15 protein-coding genes and 1 riboswitch are annotated in these 15179 nt (G+C 44.3%); of the genes, 7 read left to right on the forward strand and 8 right to left on the reverse strand.

The window, feature by feature from the left end; all coding sequences use genetic code 11:
• Positions 1-3: 3 nt before the first annotated feature.
• Together RS24_RS04010 and RS24_RS04020 are read right to left on the reverse strand one after the other, a co-directional pair.
• Complete coding sequence (locus tag RS24_RS04010; protein WP_021776912.1) at positions 4-1848, reverse strand: TonB-dependent receptor domain-containing protein; 1845 nt, start codon at positions 1846-1848, stop codon at positions 4-6.
• A 96-nt stretch (positions 1849-1944) separates the two neighbouring features.
• Positions 1945-2131, reverse strand: a riboswitch (cobalamin riboswitch).
• Between the two features lie 61 nt (positions 2132-2192).
• Positions 2193-3212: a FecCD family ABC transporter permease gene (locus RS24_RS04020; protein WP_021776913.1), complete on the reverse strand. Its 1020-nt coding sequence runs from the start codon at positions 3210-3212 to the stop codon at positions 2193-2195.
• Positions 3213-3310: 98 nt separating this feature from the next.
• Between RS24_RS04020 and RS24_RS04025 the strand changes: the two genes are divergently transcribed.
• Positions 3311-4225 carry an ABC transporter substrate-binding protein gene (locus RS24_RS04025; RefSeq protein WP_021776914.1) on the forward strand — a complete coding sequence of 305 codons (915 nt, stop codon included), beginning with the start codon at positions 3311-3313 and terminating at the stop codon, positions 4223-4225.
• Here the strand turns inward: RS24_RS04025 and RS24_RS04030 are convergent.
• Positions 4193-4978 carry a hypothetical protein gene (locus tag RS24_RS04030; protein ID WP_021776915.1) on the reverse strand — a complete coding sequence of 262 codons (786 nt, stop codon included), beginning with the start codon at positions 4976-4978 and terminating at the stop codon, positions 4193-4195. The two genes, RS24_RS04025 and RS24_RS04030, sit on opposite strands and share 33 nt — an antisense overlap.
• A 182-nt stretch (positions 4979-5160) precedes the next feature.
• On the opposite strand from RS24_RS04030, the gene RS24_RS04035 reads away from it, so the two are divergent.
• The 6 genes from RS24_RS04035 (at position 5161) to RS24_RS04060 (ending at position 8869) form a co-directional block, all read left to right on the forward strand.
• On the forward strand, positions 5161-6021 hold the full coding sequence (locus RS24_RS04035) for a hypothetical protein (protein WP_131443730.1): 861 nt from the start codon (positions 5161-5163) through the stop codon (positions 6019-6021).
• Positions 6022-6068: 47 nt separating this feature from the next.
• Positions 6069-6788 (forward strand): FadR/GntR family transcriptional regulator, encoded by a 720-nt coding sequence (locus tag RS24_RS04040; RefSeq protein ID WP_021776917.1) that lies wholly within the window; start codon positions 6069-6071, stop codon positions 6786-6788.
• Positions 6789-6893: 105 nt separating this feature from the next.
• A complete protein-coding gene (locus RS24_RS09720) occupies positions 6894-7232 on the forward strand; it encodes an EF-hand domain-containing protein (protein ID WP_021776918.1) in 339 nt (112 codons plus the stop codon).
• Positions 7233-7249: 17 nt separating this feature from the next.
• Positions 7250-7801: a sigma-70 family RNA polymerase sigma factor gene (locus tag RS24_RS04050; RefSeq protein WP_021776919.1), complete on the forward strand. Its 552-nt coding sequence runs from the start codon at positions 7250-7252 to the stop codon at positions 7799-7801.
• A 38-nt stretch (positions 7802-7839) separates the two neighbouring features.
• Positions 7840-8310, forward strand: coding sequence for a hypothetical protein (locus RS24_RS04055; protein WP_021776920.1), 471 nt, complete (start codon positions 7840-7842; stop codon positions 8308-8310).
• 13 nt (positions 8311-8323) lie between these two features.
• Entirely contained in the window at positions 8324-8869 is a 546-nt protein-coding gene (locus RS24_RS04060; protein ID WP_021776921.1) for a hypothetical protein, read from the forward strand.
• A gap of 17 nt (positions 8870-8886) precedes the next feature.
• Here the strand turns inward: RS24_RS04060 and RS24_RS04065 are convergent, their stop codons facing one another.
• Genes RS24_RS04065 through RS24_RS04085 form a run of 5 tightly spaced genes read right to left on the reverse strand, consistent with a single transcriptional unit; the run spans position 8887 to position 15031 of the window.
• Positions 8887-9660, reverse strand: a complete 774-nt coding sequence (locus tag RS24_RS04065; RefSeq protein WP_021776922.1) for an SDR family NAD(P)-dependent oxidoreductase — start codon at positions 9658-9660, stop codon at positions 8887-8889.
• Between the two features lie 34 nt (positions 9661-9694).
• Positions 9695-10498 (reverse strand): TIGR03084 family metal-binding protein, encoded by an 804-nt coding sequence (locus RS24_RS04070; RefSeq protein WP_021776923.1) that lies wholly within the window; start codon positions 10496-10498, stop codon positions 9695-9697.
• Positions 10498-12543, reverse strand: coding sequence for an acetyl/propionyl/methylcrotonyl-CoA carboxylase subunit alpha (locus tag RS24_RS04075; protein ID WP_021776924.1), 2046 nt, complete (start codon positions 12541-12543; stop codon positions 10498-10500). Before RS24_RS04075 ends, RS24_RS04070 begins: the two co-directional genes overlap by 1 nt.
• A 6-nt stretch (positions 12544-12549) precedes the next feature.
• Positions 12550-13362: an enoyl-CoA hydratase/isomerase family protein gene (locus RS24_RS04080; RefSeq protein WP_021776925.1), complete on the reverse strand. Its 813-nt coding sequence runs from the start codon at positions 13360-13362 to the stop codon at positions 12550-12552.
• A 46-nt stretch (positions 13363-13408) separates the two neighbouring features.
• On the reverse strand, positions 13409-15031 hold the full coding sequence (locus tag RS24_RS04085) for an acyl-CoA carboxylase subunit beta (RefSeq protein ID WP_021776926.1): 1623 nt from the start codon (positions 15029-15031) through the stop codon (positions 13409-13411).
• Positions 15032-15179: the final 148 nt, after the last annotated feature.

The raw sequence follows: 15179 nt of genomic DNA on the forward strand, positions 1-15179 counted from the left end.
CATTTAGAAGTCAAAACGAATCCCAACCTTAAACGACCTGTCTGATGTACCAAAGCCGAAAGCAGTCTGGTAATCCTCGTCCAAAAGATTGGTAATCTTACCCTGAATTTTTGAATAGTCATTAATTTGATAATGAACGCCAAAATTCAAGAGATTGTAATCCTCTAAATCCACCTGAGAAGACGGAAATGCGTTGAAATTGGTATCAATAACGTCACGCACCGACAATACAGACAGGTTACTGGTGAGTTTGTCGTTCAAATTGGCTTTGATATTCATATTAAGTGTGTGACGTGGTCGTCTAATCTCACGGCTACCATTTGACAGTCTAGGGTCCTGATAGGTGTAATTCGCATCAATATTGACCCGATCTCCCAGCGCCCAATCGGCGGTCAGTTCAACCCCCTCATAAGTGCTTTCGCCAGGTTGTTGAATATATTTACCATTTGAATAACCAATGAGGTTATCAAGCGTAATTTTGAAAATACTCGCCGATAAAAATACGCCGTCCCCATTATCATAGATAATGCCGATATCCTCACTCACGCTTTCTTCGGGTTCAAGATTAACATTCCCGCAAAGACCGTCCTGACAAAAAATACTTTTACCAAACTGCTCATATAAACTCGGGGAGCGGAAACCTGTTCCGTAATTTGCACGTAACTTTAATTCCGGTGTCAGATTTTTCAAAATAGTCACACGACCTGTTTCGTGCCGACCAAACTCTTCCTGATCATCAATACGGGCAGCAAAAGTCAAAAATAAATCCGACATTGGCCTGGTCTGCCACAAAATATGAGCCGACTGATTATCAGCTTCATAAGTTTCCGAACCGTCATTATATTCCTCGGTTTCCATTTCTAAACCGAAGAGAAATTGATTTGCTTCACTCAGCGTAAATTGCCCTAGATAGGTAAACATTTCACGTGTCCCCTCGGTTGAAAGTGTCGAGAAGGCTGAAATGGATTTGTTTTCATCTTTAGATGTTAATAAGTTTATTTCATGACGCAGATTATCAACCTGATAGGCAAGGCCAAGTTTGGCGTTTAGGCTCTCAAAAGCAGTTGTATCGTTAGAGTCGACAGGGACATAATTATCATGGTTCACATCACTATCGACATAACGGACTGATAAATTTAAGTCGAGATTGTCAGAGAGTGCTAACCCGAACCGCCCAACAGCTGACATATATTCGTAGCCGTCATCTTCCGTATTGCCATCATCTTCATCAGCCGAGGAAAAGCCATCACTTTCTGAAAAATTGAGTGCAACGCCATAATCTAAACTGGAAAGACTTCCTGCCGCAAAACCGGACGCACTATAACTGTCATAGCTGCCGGCTTCCAAAGACAAGCTCTGCCTCGTTGGGCCACCATAAGCCGTAAACATGCTCACGACACCACCAACGGACTCACTGCCGTACAGCACACCATGTGATCCGCGTAATACTTCAATGCGCTCAAGACCCAATGTCGTGATATGCGCCCATTCAGCCTGTTGACTGACTGGGCTGTTCAGTTGAATTCCGTCAAGTTGTACGACCGTATATTTTCCTGTCAGACCACGCAGAAAGACATTCGAACTTGTACCTGGACCACCAGATGAATAAGTGCTCACCCCGCTGACACGTTGTAAGACATTTTGTAAATGACGTTCCTGATAGTTCAGGAAGTCTTCCTCATCCAACACTGAGATTGATGATCCGATTTGATCGATTTTGGTCGGTATACCAGTTGCGGAAACGACAACTTCATCAACCGACTCCGCATACGCACCGGGTGATAAAAGCAAAACAAAAAAGCAGGGTAAAAAACAAATTAAAAACAAATAACAACGTGAGTGTATCATATTAATCTCCATACAGCATTAGCCGGAAAATTCCGGTGTTATTATTCGTCGTCTGTAACGGAAATACCGTCCTCCACAGTGCATCCCGCCTGTAGAAAGTAACGACCATATATGGCAGGTTTCCTGGCTTGCGGATCAGCATGTTTTGCCGCCTTCCCCTTGCGGGTGGCATATGACAAACACTTCTCGCCTACAGTTGCGGGAGCAGCTACAGAGTTGGTAAACGACCTTACTGTATTCCCTTTTACCCCCTTCACGGGGCACCAAATATGCACCTTTCTAGTAACCTGATTGAAAATTTCAGTCAAGTTTATGGAAATTGTCCAAGCATTTAGAGTGGTTCATTAGGCTGATCTGGCGAGTCCATGCCCTCTTAAAAGCAAATAGATGAAAAATGGCACACCTAACAATGCCGTTACGACGCCAAGTTTTAATTCCGTCATTGTTGGTAAGAGACGGATAAGTAAATCGGCGGCAACCAGCAGAATTGACCCCAAAATGGCAGATGGCAAAAGCGCACGGGACGGCATGTAACCAAAAAACGGGCGTATAATATGCGGCGCAACCAGCCCAACAAATCCAACAACACCGGCAACAGCCACCGCACCCCCAATTGCTAGTGCCATGCCAAATGCAAGTTGCACTCTGATCCGCATAATATTCGCACCAAGGCTGAAAGCAGTATCATCACCTAAAATAAGCGCATCAAGTTGTTTTCCGACTGAAAGCATCATACCGCACCCAATAAGGATTAAAGGCAGTACCAGACCTACATGACTCCATGAGCAATTTTCCAAAGATCCAAGCAGCCAATAGGTGATTTCAAGTGCAGCAAAATAATTGTCCGATAAGTTAAGAGTGAGAGAAATGCCTGACCCAGCAAAGGCACTAATTGCAAATCCTGCCAAAATTAGACGCAAAGTATCACCCCGCTTACCCGCAAGAATGAAAAGCAGGACGACAGATATCAACGCTCCGGCGCTAGCCATAAGCGGCACCGCAAAAGAGAGCGTTCCCGTCAAACCAATATAAATAGCCAGTACTGCACCTAATGCAGCGCTGTTAGCGGCACCTAATATGGACGGTTCGGCAAGACCATTTTGTAAAAGTCCCTGTACTGCCGCGCCGCTCACCCCCAACGCAAACCCTATGAGCACAGCTAATACAAGGCGCGGAGCGCGTATCTCTGATAATATCAAAGCATTCAGGGTTTCATCAGCACTAACAGCACCATCTCGATAGATAAGCCAACGCATCATGTCCCCAAGAGGAATGTACTCGCCCCCAAACATTAAAGACGCAAATCCCACCAGCAATAATACGCCGATAAGAATAATCATGTTAAAAGACTCTTTGCGTTGCATGTCGTGACCCTAATCGTCTCTATTTTTCACTTCAAGTTTAAATGCGCTTTCGTGACTTCATGCTGGACAATCGTTTCTGAAAATGCCAACAAAAAATCATGGTAAACCGAAAACGTGAAACTCTTATTACTCTACTGGCTGTGATAATTATTTTTTTTCACACCACTGGCATGGCTGATCAGTCAGAAAATTTGAGAAACAATAAAACACACCTACCGCGTGTAGTTAGCCTCAACCTTTGCGCTGATGCCTATTTAATGGCCTTTGCCAAGCCCGAGCAAATTTTAGGTCTTACACAACAATCCTCAGACCCAACACTATCAGCTTTTGTTGAAGAGGCTTCAAACTTCCCTGTTTCTGGCGATCGCATGTCAAATATCATTGAGCAACATCCGGATATCATTATCATTAATAATTATTCGCCACCGCCCAACAAGGCATTGATGGATAGGCTCGGTATAAAAATTGTTAAACTTGATGCCGCAAATAGCTATCAAACCGCCCGCACAGAAATTCTCCAACTGGGTAAGGCAATTCATCGACTTGAAACTGCTAAGGCTTATCTCGCACAACTCGACAAGGAGTTGGAAGATGCTCGACATACAAAACTCACATATATGCCCAGCATTATAAATTATCAAAGACGTGGCATTGTCGTGGGTGAAACTCACATATTGGACGACATAATCCAGCTCGCCGGCGCACAGAATTTAGGGCGTGATTCCGGAAGAACTATTGGCCCAATGTCTTTGGAAAATCTGATACGTCTACAACCGGATTATGTTTTGAGCATATCTGAAAACGATGAACAAACTCTCAAAGCTCAGGATCGCGGCTCTGAGATACTGAGTCATCCAGCTTTACAAAAAATGTTTAGCGCTGAACGGCATATTTTTATCCCCCAGAATTTAACAGTTTGTGCAGGTGCAACAACGCCAAAAGCTGTGGCTCATCTCATTGAAACTTTACAATCTTCTCAATTAAGTGCCGAGACCCGTCAAATTTCTGAGTAATTGAATGATCGGCTGCAGAACATCAGGTGTTGGAACAATATCCATAACTGTTAACGCTGTGCCTGAAAGAAGTGTCGCAATCCCCAGTAGACTCAGCAACAAGGGTAAATTTGACGCTGTTTTATCATAAACACCGAGTTCAATGGCTTTCAGGCTATAACCCGCCGCTTCGCCCAATTGCTGAAGCATAATTTTTATAGCTTCGCCCCAGGGCTGGCTTCGCATCAAAAGCACGCCACCCGCGCGACCTTTATCGGGGCTAGTTAAGGGGACATGCAACCCTTCAAGTGGAAATATATCTGGCCAAAGGTCAAAAATCTTTGCAGGTATTGTCTCCGTATTAAGTTCCCCTGCAGGCGCATTTGTCCTATCCATCCACTTAGCAAGTTTTTTTGCCCATTTTTCTAAATTTTTATCTTTTATTGTTTTGAGCTGACTTCCATCAAACCGTGACATTATAATGTCGTTCGTTTTATTTTTCTTCACCCAAACAATCACCCCATCACAATGGGCAAAGCCGTCCAATCTAGAGGCCAATATATTTGCAATTTCCCTTGCGTAGCGCGTGCGGCGGAAGTCATGTTCCATCATTAAAAGATTTGCCAAAGCTCTTGCTCCGCTGGGAGCAGCGGCCTGTGCTGATTGAGAGGAAGTCGAAATGTCTGATTTATTATCCAGATCATTGGCTGATTGAGGTACACCCTCATTTTGTAAAGTAGTATCAGCCATATCTTCAGTTTCAGTCGCAGACATTCAAGTCTCTTCCCTTTAATTTGTGTTCCAGCCTTTTAATTTTTTCATAAAATGCCACACTGAAAATAAATAACGCTTTAAGCTTATTTTTGACGAATCTCATCTATTGTATAGTGTTAATATAGTTTTAATATCGATTCATCAGATATTTTGTAGAATTCGGTGTCAGTAACGGTTTTTAAATGAGTCAATCAGAAGAAGAAGAGTTCCGGAAGATGGCAGAAATCGCTGATGCCATTAACGATATTCTTGAAAATAATAAACTTGACGATGGAAGTGATGCGTCCCCAGAGGATATTTCAGTTTCTGAGGATACAGAAAACCAAGACACAAATACACATGTTCTTTCGGAGGAAGTAACTTCTGATAATCTGGATGAGGGTCTGGAAGCCGCTCTGGCCGCCGAAATCGCTGCGGATTTAGCTGGTAATGCCCCCACTTATGAGTCCGATGACACTCAAAGTGATACCCCCCTTACAGAAACAGATGTTCCCTTTATATCTGGTGCTGCATTTGATGCACCACCTAATCTAGACAATCTGGCGGCCTTAGACTCTCAAAACGCGACTGATGAGAATGATGCAGAAAGCATGACAGACCCTCTCTCTGCAGCAGATAACCCTGAAATGGCTACTGACGAACCTTTTGACAAATTTCTAGATAATGACATGGCCTTTTTGTCATTACGTATGCGCGATACACTGGCTGAGCTCAAATCTGAACATGGAGATACTCTGGAAGCCACAGAAAACCTGATTGGAAAAATGGCTCTATCCGTGGATGGGCTAGTTGAAGAAATGCATTCTTCGTTGGGCGCATTAGAGAAAAAAATCACCTCACGAAAAGCTACCATTAATCAGGAAATTGACCGCATTTATCAGGAAATCGCCACGACAAGAAGTGAACTAGAGCTATTGGTGTCCAAATTCCAAAATGACACAGCAGAAAACCACAAAACCTATAATGATATTTTTTCTGAAGAGCGAAGTCGGGTTGAAAGGTACAGAGAATTCCTTTCATTTATGATACGCGATAAGAAATAGCTTAAATATTCTTGCATAAATTTATAAAGTAATATTTATTATTACTTATGGATAAAAATACCGCAAAAAGGCGTACTGATATTGCTGCTGAGACCATCGGTAAGCAAATTATGAGAGGAAAACTCTCTGTTGGACAAGTTTTACCTAGTGATCAGGTCATGTGCGAGACACTCTGCATCTCGCGCACAATTTTACGCGAAGCATTACGCATTTTGGGCGCAAAGGGACTGGTCAAAGCTGTCCCGAAAGCAGGCACATTTGTTAATGATACAGATAAATGGGCCATGCTGGACGAAGATATTTTAAACTGGCTTACAAATACCGCCACAACCGGGCGTCTGGAACCCCTTTTGGCGGAAATGATTGATATTCGTCTTGCTATTGAACCAGGGGCAGCCGCACTCACTGCTTCCCGCGCACTTGCCCCCGATCGTCAGAGAATATCCGAGTTATTTCAAGCACTTAAATATGCTAACACCCCAGTTCTTAGCCATGAAGCAGAAGCCGCTTTTATCGACTGTATTTTAGCGAATTGCCATAATCGTTTTTTCAATAGCCACCGTATTTTAGCAAAAACCAGCCTAAAATTGCTTTTTGATCATACGGAGAGATACAAATACTTATCTCTTTCTGCTCATGAAGCCGCCGTTCGGGCCATAATAAACTATGAACCCCAAAATGCGCGGCGAAGCATGCAGGCCATTCTGCTTCAAGTATCTCCAATTATCCGAAACAAAAAAAACCCTGCTGATGAGTCAGCAGGGTAAAGTTCAGGGATATGTGTGTGAGGGTTTAACACACAAACCGTCCAGAGGGACGGATATTATATCTACGTTGCGTTTAATAAAATGGATTAACTAAAGGAGAAAAAAATGTCTTTTAAGTTTGAAATTTTTACAAAGCGTTTGATTACCCTAATTGTTCTGGCTGTCATGTTTATAAGCTTCGGTAATTCAGCTTATGCTACCCCAATGGGCCTTAGAAATATGGACACCAATAATGACGGTAAAATCACACGACATGAATTTACCGCCAAAATCAACCAACATTTTGCTAAAATAGATCGAAATAATGACGGTGTGATACAGCATAAAGAGCTAAAAACATTTCACGCCACAAAATTTGAAAAAATGGATCGCGACAATAATGGTTATCTCGATAAAAAAGATAGACCCACCAGACATATGTATGAGAAGAAAGGTCACCACTAGCACTAAGGAGGTTGGTCTTGTCTAAACCTAGCGACGAAGACTTAATGTCTGCGATTGCAAAAGGCGACCTGAAGGCCTTCAACCTGCTGACCTCGAGACATTTGAAGATGGTTTACGCGATAGCATTGCAGAGATTAAAGCACCCAAGTGATGCTGAAGAGGTGACTCAGGATGTTTTTACCCGCCTCTGGCAAAATGCACCTAAATGGGAAGCCGAGGCCAAAATCAGTACATGGCTGTACCGTGTTTGCGTCAACCGTGCGATAGATATGTTACGACGCCGGAAGCCTATGACCGATATTAATGATGTTCCCGAGATACCAGATACTGCAGATAACGCACTTCAGACCTTGGAAATCAAAGACAGGAAAGCACAGCTAGAAAAAGCACTAGGCAACTTAACAAATGAACAGCGAGACGCAATCCAACTCGTCTATTTTTCCGAAATGAGGCAACAAGAAGCCGCTGACTCGCTGGGTTTAAACCTGGCAGCATTGGAGTCACTTCTGCGCCGCGCCAGAAAAAAACTACACACCGTACTAGATGGAAACTATGAGGAATTATACTAAGAGAATACTTTTCAGTAATTGGGGAGACATGAAAAGAAATGACTAAAGATAAGACAAATACCATATCCTTGGATATGCATAGATTTAAAGCGCTTATATCGGCCTATGGGAGTGATGTTGCAAAGTGGCCTGAAGATAGTCGAAGCTGGGCACAAACCTTCAGCCGTGACAATACCGAAGCACAAAACTTACTCTCGTATGAAAAAGAGCTTGATGAGATTTTAACTGATGTTGAAAGCAAGACACTCAATCCAGAGGCTTTAACGCACCTACAATATAAAATCGTTTCTTCCTCTACCCGTCTTCCCCAACAAAAAAACACGGACAATCAGCGCGCCTTAATGGGATCATCCATTCAATCTTTGACTGCCTGCTTTTTATTGTGTGGCTGTTTGGCAGCAGGCATGCTCAGCTTACCCTATCTACCCTTGGACACGATTGTCGTCGCCACCGAGAGTGAACAAAGTATCGCCTTTCTTGAAATCAATCTTTTAAGTTCGTGGGATTAAATCGGAGTACGTCATGAACGAAACGCCTATCCAAATCAGCAAACGGAAACGCAATATTTTTGTTATTGTATGTTTAATTTCTCTCGCAGCAAATTTCTTTGTTCTTGGTGCGGGTATTAGTTTCTATACGCAAGGTCATCCCCATAAAGTTACTGACAAAACAAAAAGCGTCGAAAGAATTGAAAAAAGGTTTCTTAAACGTATCAATATAGATGACAGGCCGGCTGTCCGCGAGGTTTTTAAACAAAACAGAGAACAAAGCAAATCGCTATTTGAAAGCTATTACAAGGAAAGAGAAAATTACATCGCCTATATTAAACGGGGTGAGATTAAAGAAATAGATCTCCAGATGATATCAAAGGACTTGTTGATACAGGAACGAAACTTAAGCCGTCATCTTAATGCAGTTTTGCAGCAACTCATCCTTGTCTCAGGGCCAGAGACGAGAAAAAAGATTGCAGAAATGATTCGTGTTAGAAATGGTCATCATCGTACTAATCGCAGTTGGCTTCCAGCCAAAGAAAGATTGCAAAAGCAACCTGAAAAACGATACGAGTAAAACCGATGCCCTAAGGCCTAACGCGGCGTCATTCTTATACCACCATCCATGCGGATGCATTCACCATTTACATAATCATTTTCCACTAGATACTGCGCTGTTTTAGCAATCTCATCGGGTTTACCGAGACGTTGAGGATTCAGCACTGAATTTTCTAGAGCTTGGAAAATATTTTCCGGCAGTGTATCAAACATCGGTGTATGAATAAGGCCTGGCACAATCGTGTTGCATCGAATACCTAGCTCAGCCAAATCCCGTGCAATAACGATTGTCATACCGATAACTCCACCCTTAGTCGCACTGTAAGCAACTTGACCGATTTGGCCTTCATATCCTGCAACCGATGCCGTATTAATTATCACACCACGCTGACCATCGTCAGTAATCGGATCATTTTTCATCATCGACTCAGCGGCAAGACGTGCCACATTAAACGTGCCGATAAGATTTACATCTACAACACGTTTAAAATCTTCAAGAGGATGCGGCCCGTTCTTAGGATGATATGTCTTCGCAGCCCAGGCAATACCAGCATAATTACAACAGATATGCGCCGGTCCGAAAGCAACCTCAAGACTCTGAATTGCTTGACCAACAGAGGCTTCATCAGTGACATTTACCTGCTGGTAAATCACATTATCACCGAGTTCCTCAACAAGTGCCGCCCCGCGCTCTTCATTCATATCAAAAATCGCGCATTTCGCTCCATTAGCGACAAATCTTCTAAGTGTCGCCTCGCCCAGACCGGATGCCCCGCCTGTGATGATTGCAATTTTATCTTTTAAATCCATTGTAAACTCCTACTAGTCCGATGCGAATAGCTGATTAAGTTGTCGTTTTCGTAAAACGTGTATTTTCTGTCGGCGGGGTTTCAGGCGGGCCTGCAAAACATTGTGCATGGGTCATCCAAGCCTCAGCAACCTCACCCGTTAGGTTTAGATTGGTGTCTGAAATATTGCGGGTTTGCGTCACGACCTGACAAAATTCACTGGCAGTTCCCGTCACGGCAGAGACATCGCTTGGTTCACCAAATTTCCAGATCTCACCGGATGGTGCTGTCAATTCAATGTAAGGTATTGGCCCCGGAGGTGTCTGACCTTTGACCTGGAAACTCCAGTTAAATGTGTTAACGCCAAGAACCACTATGTTTTTAATCCGGTCAGAATCCTGACGGACAACGCCAAGCGCATCATAAATAGCCAGACCATGTGCCCATGTTTCCATTAATCGAGCTGTAATACTTGAACGCACACTCATATCCGGGCCAACCCATTTAACACGGTGTTTTAGGTCAACTTCTGAAAATGCGTCGGCCATTGTGATATAATAATCGTGCCAGGTATTCAAAAGCGCCTGCCCAGCAAGCCCGTTAATATATGTCTGCTCAAATTTTTTGAGATTACCTGCCATGATATCTGCCTTAACCTTGTCAACAAAAGCATCAAAGGCTGCCTCATCGGCGTAGCTTTCATAGGCCGCCACGTTCCAGATATGCAGATGCTCAAGAATATCGTTGAAAGTCCAATTTTTAAAACCTGTCGGAGTGGTAAATTCAGCATCTGGTAAATCAGTCATAATCTGGTAAAGGGCTTCGGACTCGTCACGCAAATCATATGATAAGTGTTGCATCAGGCGTTTTCCTCATCACCAACATTTTCTTCGACAATCTCAATCATTAAATCATTAACACTGACTTGCTGGTCAGAAACAATCCTGACATCAACAACATTGCCCTCTACCTCAGAAAATATTTCATGCTGCATTTTCATAGCTTCGACAATTGCCAACTTCTGACCATCTGCGACTTTATCACCGACTTTAACAAACACATCAATCACGCGACCATGGAGGGGTGCGGTAACTAACCCACCGGCAGACCCGTCTCCACCGTCATCTGTTACAACCAATTGGTTGATACTCGACAAAAATATAGCCGTATCTGCTGATTGCAGCGCATGATAAAGCACGTTTGAGTCAATAACGGCCAGACTCTTAATAATTTGATTATTCACATTAAAGGATATTGATTCATCCGGACTCACCTGCTCAACATCATGCGTCTCAATAAGCACTTTATCTGCACCTTCTTCAACAGCAATATCAACACGATAAGAACCAACTTTCGCGCTTGAAACGGTGAGGTCAAAAACCTCATCGCCGATAAGCAAGCTATAGGGTGTTTGCAAACTGCCTGAGGTCGAAAAGTTTTTTAGCGCATCTGGCACAGATATGGCACGACTGAGAGCTTGCTCTCTATCATGAATAAAATGAAGCACGCCCTGTAACGCAACCATCTCAGAGCTAAGAGGCTCAGCTGTGTAACCGGTTTCCCCAAAAATCTCACCAATAAATGCTGTCGTCGCCTCACCCTTAATAAAGGTTTCTTTTTCAAGACAGGTGACAAGAAAATCTCTGTTTGTTGCTGGCCCTAAAAGTGCCGTTTGGCGTAAGGCCTCAACAAGCCTTTTACGGGCGGTCTCGCGGTCATCTCCATAGGCAATAACTTTGGCAACCATCGGGTCATAAAAAGGTGAAATGTTTTGCCCCTCAACGACACCGTCGTCAAAACGAACATTCTCCATAACCGCAGGGCGCCATGCCGCTATTTTACCCGTCGCAGGCATAAAATCATTATTCGGATCTTCAGCATAAAGCCGCACCTCGATAGCATGACCATCCAGAGAAACATCTTCCTGTTGCAAATCTAATGTATCGCCTTGCGCAACCTTGATTTGCAATTCTACCAAATCCAGACCTGTTACCATTTCCGTCACAGGATGCTCGACCTGCAAACGCGTATTCATTTCCAGAAAATAATATGCCCCACTCTGGTCTAGAAGAAATTCAACTGTTCCCGCGCCAACATAATTAATATTTCGCGCCGCTTCGACAGCAGCTGCTCCCATATCGGCGCGCAATTCTGGTGTCATAACGGGACAAGGGGACTCCTCAATAACCTTTTGATGACGGCGTTGAACAGAACAGTCACGCTCGCCCAAATGGACAACATGACCATAACGATCTGCAAAGACCTGAATTTCAACATGGCGTGGATAGATTATCGCCTTTTCCAAAATAAGCTCATCTGAACCAAAGGCATTCGCGGCCTCGGATCTAGCCGTGACAAGCGCGCTTTTGAACTCATCCATATCTTGAACCAACCGCATACCTCGCCCACCACCACCGGCAGTGGCCTTGACCATAATAGGAAACTTAATCTCCTTGGCTGCTTGTATAAGGCGTTCGTCCGATTGATCAGCATCTTCATAACCCGGCACGCATGGCACACCGGCTTCAATCATTCTGCGCTTTGCAGCAGCTTTATTACCCATCAATGAAATCACCTCAGCATCTGGGCCAATAAAAATCAGCCCCGCCTTTTGTACTGCATCTGCAAAATCAGCATTTTCAGATAAAAACCCGTATCCGGGATGAATGGCATCAGCATTGGTCTGGCGCGCAGCATCTAGAATATTGTCAATGACGAGATAACTCTCCCCCACAGGCCCTGGGCCGATAAGAATGGCTTCATCAGCAAGCGCTACATGCGGTGCCTCCACATCAGCATCCGAATAGACAGCAACTGTTGAAATACCAAGACGCCGTGCTGTCTGCATGACCCTGACGGCAATTTCTCCGCGGTTAGCAATAAGGATTTTTCTAATTGACGACATAACTTTTTAATTCTCTTCTGCCCAGCGAGGTTTTCGCTTCTCAAGGAAAGAAGCAATACCTTCGCGCCCCTCCTCACCAATAATCGCCTCGGCAAAACCTTTCGCAGCAAAATCGATAATCTCTTTACCCAAAATCGTCTGACTGGCAAAGATAATTTCTTTACTCACCGCATTTGCATTTGGCGCACAGCGCATGACGGCTTTTCTAATTTCTGCTTCCTTGGCCTCCGCTTCCCTTGCATCTTTTGTTACGAAATCAGCCAATCCGATTGATAACGCTTCTTGAGACCCTATACGTGCTGCAGTCATCACCATGCGCCGCGCAGCTGGCAGACCCAGACGGTTGACAACATGGGGAATAATCTGCGCCGGAGGAATCCCGATAGCTGCTTCTGTCATTGCGAATTTTGCATCCTCGGTCACGATGACCACATCACATGCGCAGACAAGGCCAAAACCGCCCGCCATCGCATGGCCTTCAACCAGAGCAATAACTGGCATAGGCAGCGTTGATAAGGCATCAAACATTTCCCCCATATGCAAGCTATATTCAGCAACCTCATCCGGCGATTTATCAGCTTTCTGGAAATTTTCTTTAAACTCTTTTAAATCCCCACCTGCACAAAAAACACCATCTTTTCCACGCAGAGTCATGCCGCGTACAGTTCTATCATCGCGAATGAGAGCGAGCACGGCCTGAAGCTCATCCGTAAGCGCGCGAGACATGGCATTTTTCACATCTGGACGGTTCAACCAGACCGTCAGCCAGCCTTTATCCAGTTCAGTCACAAGATATGTTGTATCCGGTAAATTTGTCATCCTCTGTCCTATTCGTCCAATTTACAGTCGTCTCTTTGTCGGAGAGTTACATGCGTGAAATGCCGAAAGCATTTGGCTGTGTTTTCCTGTGTTCTCGTTCCCATAATGTTTGCAAGAGGAAACCGCATATTTTGCGCGTATCACGCGGATCAATCATACCTTGATCCAGCATCCGACCGGAGCTGTAAAAAGCATCACACTGGCTGTCAAAATGCGAAATAATTGCAGCGCTTTGTTTGGCAAGCGCATCAAGGTCTGGCTCTGTACCGCGCCTTTTTGCACCGGCATAAGCAACCGCTTCCATTGTTGCAGCAGCCTGTTCACCGCCCATAACACCGGATGACGCAGACGGCCATGTGAAAAGAAAATCCGGTTCATAGCCAAAACCTGACATGCCGTAATTCCCCGCACCATAACTAGCTCCAACATAAAAACTGAGCTTCGGCACTCGGATGTTGGACACAGCTTGAATCATTTTCGCACCATGCTTAATCATACCCGCTTGCTCATATTCCGTACCGACCATATAGCCGGTGATATTATTCAGAAAAATAAGCGGAATATTCGCCTGATCGACAGTCTGGAAAAAATGCGCGCCTTTAGCAGCTTCATCAGGGCCCATAGGACCATTATTTGCAACGAGAGCCACATCGTGACCAAAAATGCTCGCATGTACACAAACCAGATTTGTGCCAAAACGATTGCTGAATTCGATAAAATCTGACCCGTCTACCAGACGTGCAATCAGTTCTCTTGAGTCATATGGAACTTTATAATCAGTTGGAACGAGGCCTAGAATTTCTTCCGCATCATACAAGGGATCTTGAAAGTCACTCTCTGGTTTCGGAGGGCAATGACTATTCCAACCCAGACGCCCAACAAGTTCACGCATTTTATGAATACCATCGGCATCATCTTCAGCCAGATGTTCCATCAAACCGGACACAGAGGCATGCATCTCCGTACCACCTAATTCACGCTCATCCGCAATCTCACCAGTTGCAGCTTGCACAAGCGCTGCGCCGCCAAGGGCCGCCATGCCATTATTCTTAACCCCGACATTGTAATCTGACATGCCGGGCATATACGCCCCGCCGGCAGTAGAAGGCCCATGCAAAATAGTGAATGTCGGTACACCGGCAGCACTTGCTTTAGCCAGACTATAAAAAACACGCCCCGCATAAGCCCATCCCTCGATTTTATAGGCCATCAAATTCGCACCGGCACTTTCAACTAGATGAATAAAGGGCAGCTTATTTGCAATTGCAATTTGGATGCAAGCCGTCAACTTGTCAAAACCACGTTCGGTGGCAGCACCAGCATTAATGCCGCTGTCATCTACACAAATCATGCTACGCACACCACTAACATATCCGATACCCGCCAAAATAGAGGCACCGGGCAAACTTGTTTCGCGATTAGGATCATCAACACAATAACTCGCTAGATTAAAAAATTCGACAAACGGCATGCCTACATCTAGCAATCTTGCCAATCTATCACGCGGCGTTAATTGTCCGCGCTCTTCAAATCTCGGGCGACGTTTTTCAGAAACCGCCTTGGCTCGCGCCTGAAGTTGATGAAGAAGCTCTATATTCTCCAACTGTTCTAAACGGTTTTTTTGATATGCGTCGCTATGAACATCCAATCTGGACACAAATGCCGGCATTTCTTTTCCTTCTAGTTCAAATATGGAATTCTAAGCATGTATAAAATTATGAGGCGAGATACGAAAAACTCACCTAATAGAAGAATAAAAAAAGAGGCGGGTCAACCCGCCTCTTTTGATATGTAGTTGCTCATAAAACCTTTCAGAA

The organism is Candidatus Micropelagos thuwalensis, from assembly GCF_000469155.1.
Classification (GTDB): Bacteria; Pseudomonadota; Alphaproteobacteria; order RS24; family RS24; genus Micropelagius; species Micropelagius thuwalensis.

Bases quoted from the DNA above. Each gene is read 5' to 3' on its own strand.
- RS24_RS04010 (WP_021776912.1), bottom strand. From the start codon at position 1,848: ATGATACACTCACGTTGTTATTTGTTTTTAATTTGTTTTTTACCCTGC.
- RS24_RS04025 (WP_021776914.1), top strand. From the start codon at position 3,311: ATGGTAAACCGAAAACGTGAAACTCTTATTACTCTACTGGCTGTGATA.
- RS24_RS04035 (WP_131443730.1), top strand. From the start codon at position 5,161: ATGAGTCAATCAGAAGAAGAAGAGTTCCGGAAGATGGCAGAAATCGCT.
- RS24_RS04070 (WP_021776923.1), bottom strand. From the start codon at position 10,498: ATGCAACACTTATCATATGATTTGCGTGACGAGTCCGAAGCCCTTTAC.
- RS24_RS04060 (WP_021776921.1), top strand. From the start codon at position 8,324: ATGAACGAAACGCCTATCCAAATCAGCAAACGGAAACGCAATATTTTT.
- RS24_RS04040 (WP_021776917.1), top strand. From the start codon at position 6,069: ATGGATAAAAATACCGCAAAAAGGCGTACTGATATTGCTGCTGAGACC.
- RS24_RS04080 (WP_021776925.1), bottom strand. From the start codon at position 13,362: ATGACAAATTTACCGGATACAACATATCTTGTGACTGAACTGGATAAA.
- RS24_RS04065 (WP_021776922.1), bottom strand. From the start codon at position 9,660: ATGGATTTAAAAGATAAAATTGCAATCATCACAGGCGGGGCATCCGGT.
- RS24_RS04030 (WP_021776915.1), bottom strand. From the start codon at position 4,978: ATGTCTGCGACTGAAACTGAAGATATGGCTGATACTACTTTACAAAAT.
- RS24_RS09720 (WP_021776918.1), top strand. From the start codon at position 6,894: ATGTCTTTTAAGTTTGAAATTTTTACAAAGCGTTTGATTACCCTAATT.
- RS24_RS04055 (WP_021776920.1), top strand. From the start codon at position 7,840: ATGACTAAAGATAAGACAAATACCATATCCTTGGATATGCATAGATTT.
- RS24_RS04085 (WP_021776926.1), bottom strand. From the start codon at position 15,031: ATGCCGGCATTTGTGTCCAGATTGGATGTTCATAGCGACGCATATCAA.
- RS24_RS04075 (WP_021776924.1), bottom strand. From the start codon at position 12,543: ATGTCGTCAATTAGAAAAATCCTTATTGCTAACCGCGGAGAAATTGCC.
- RS24_RS04020 (WP_021776913.1), bottom strand. From the start codon at position 3,212: ATGCAACGCAAAGAGTCTTTTAACATGATTATTCTTATCGGCGTATTA.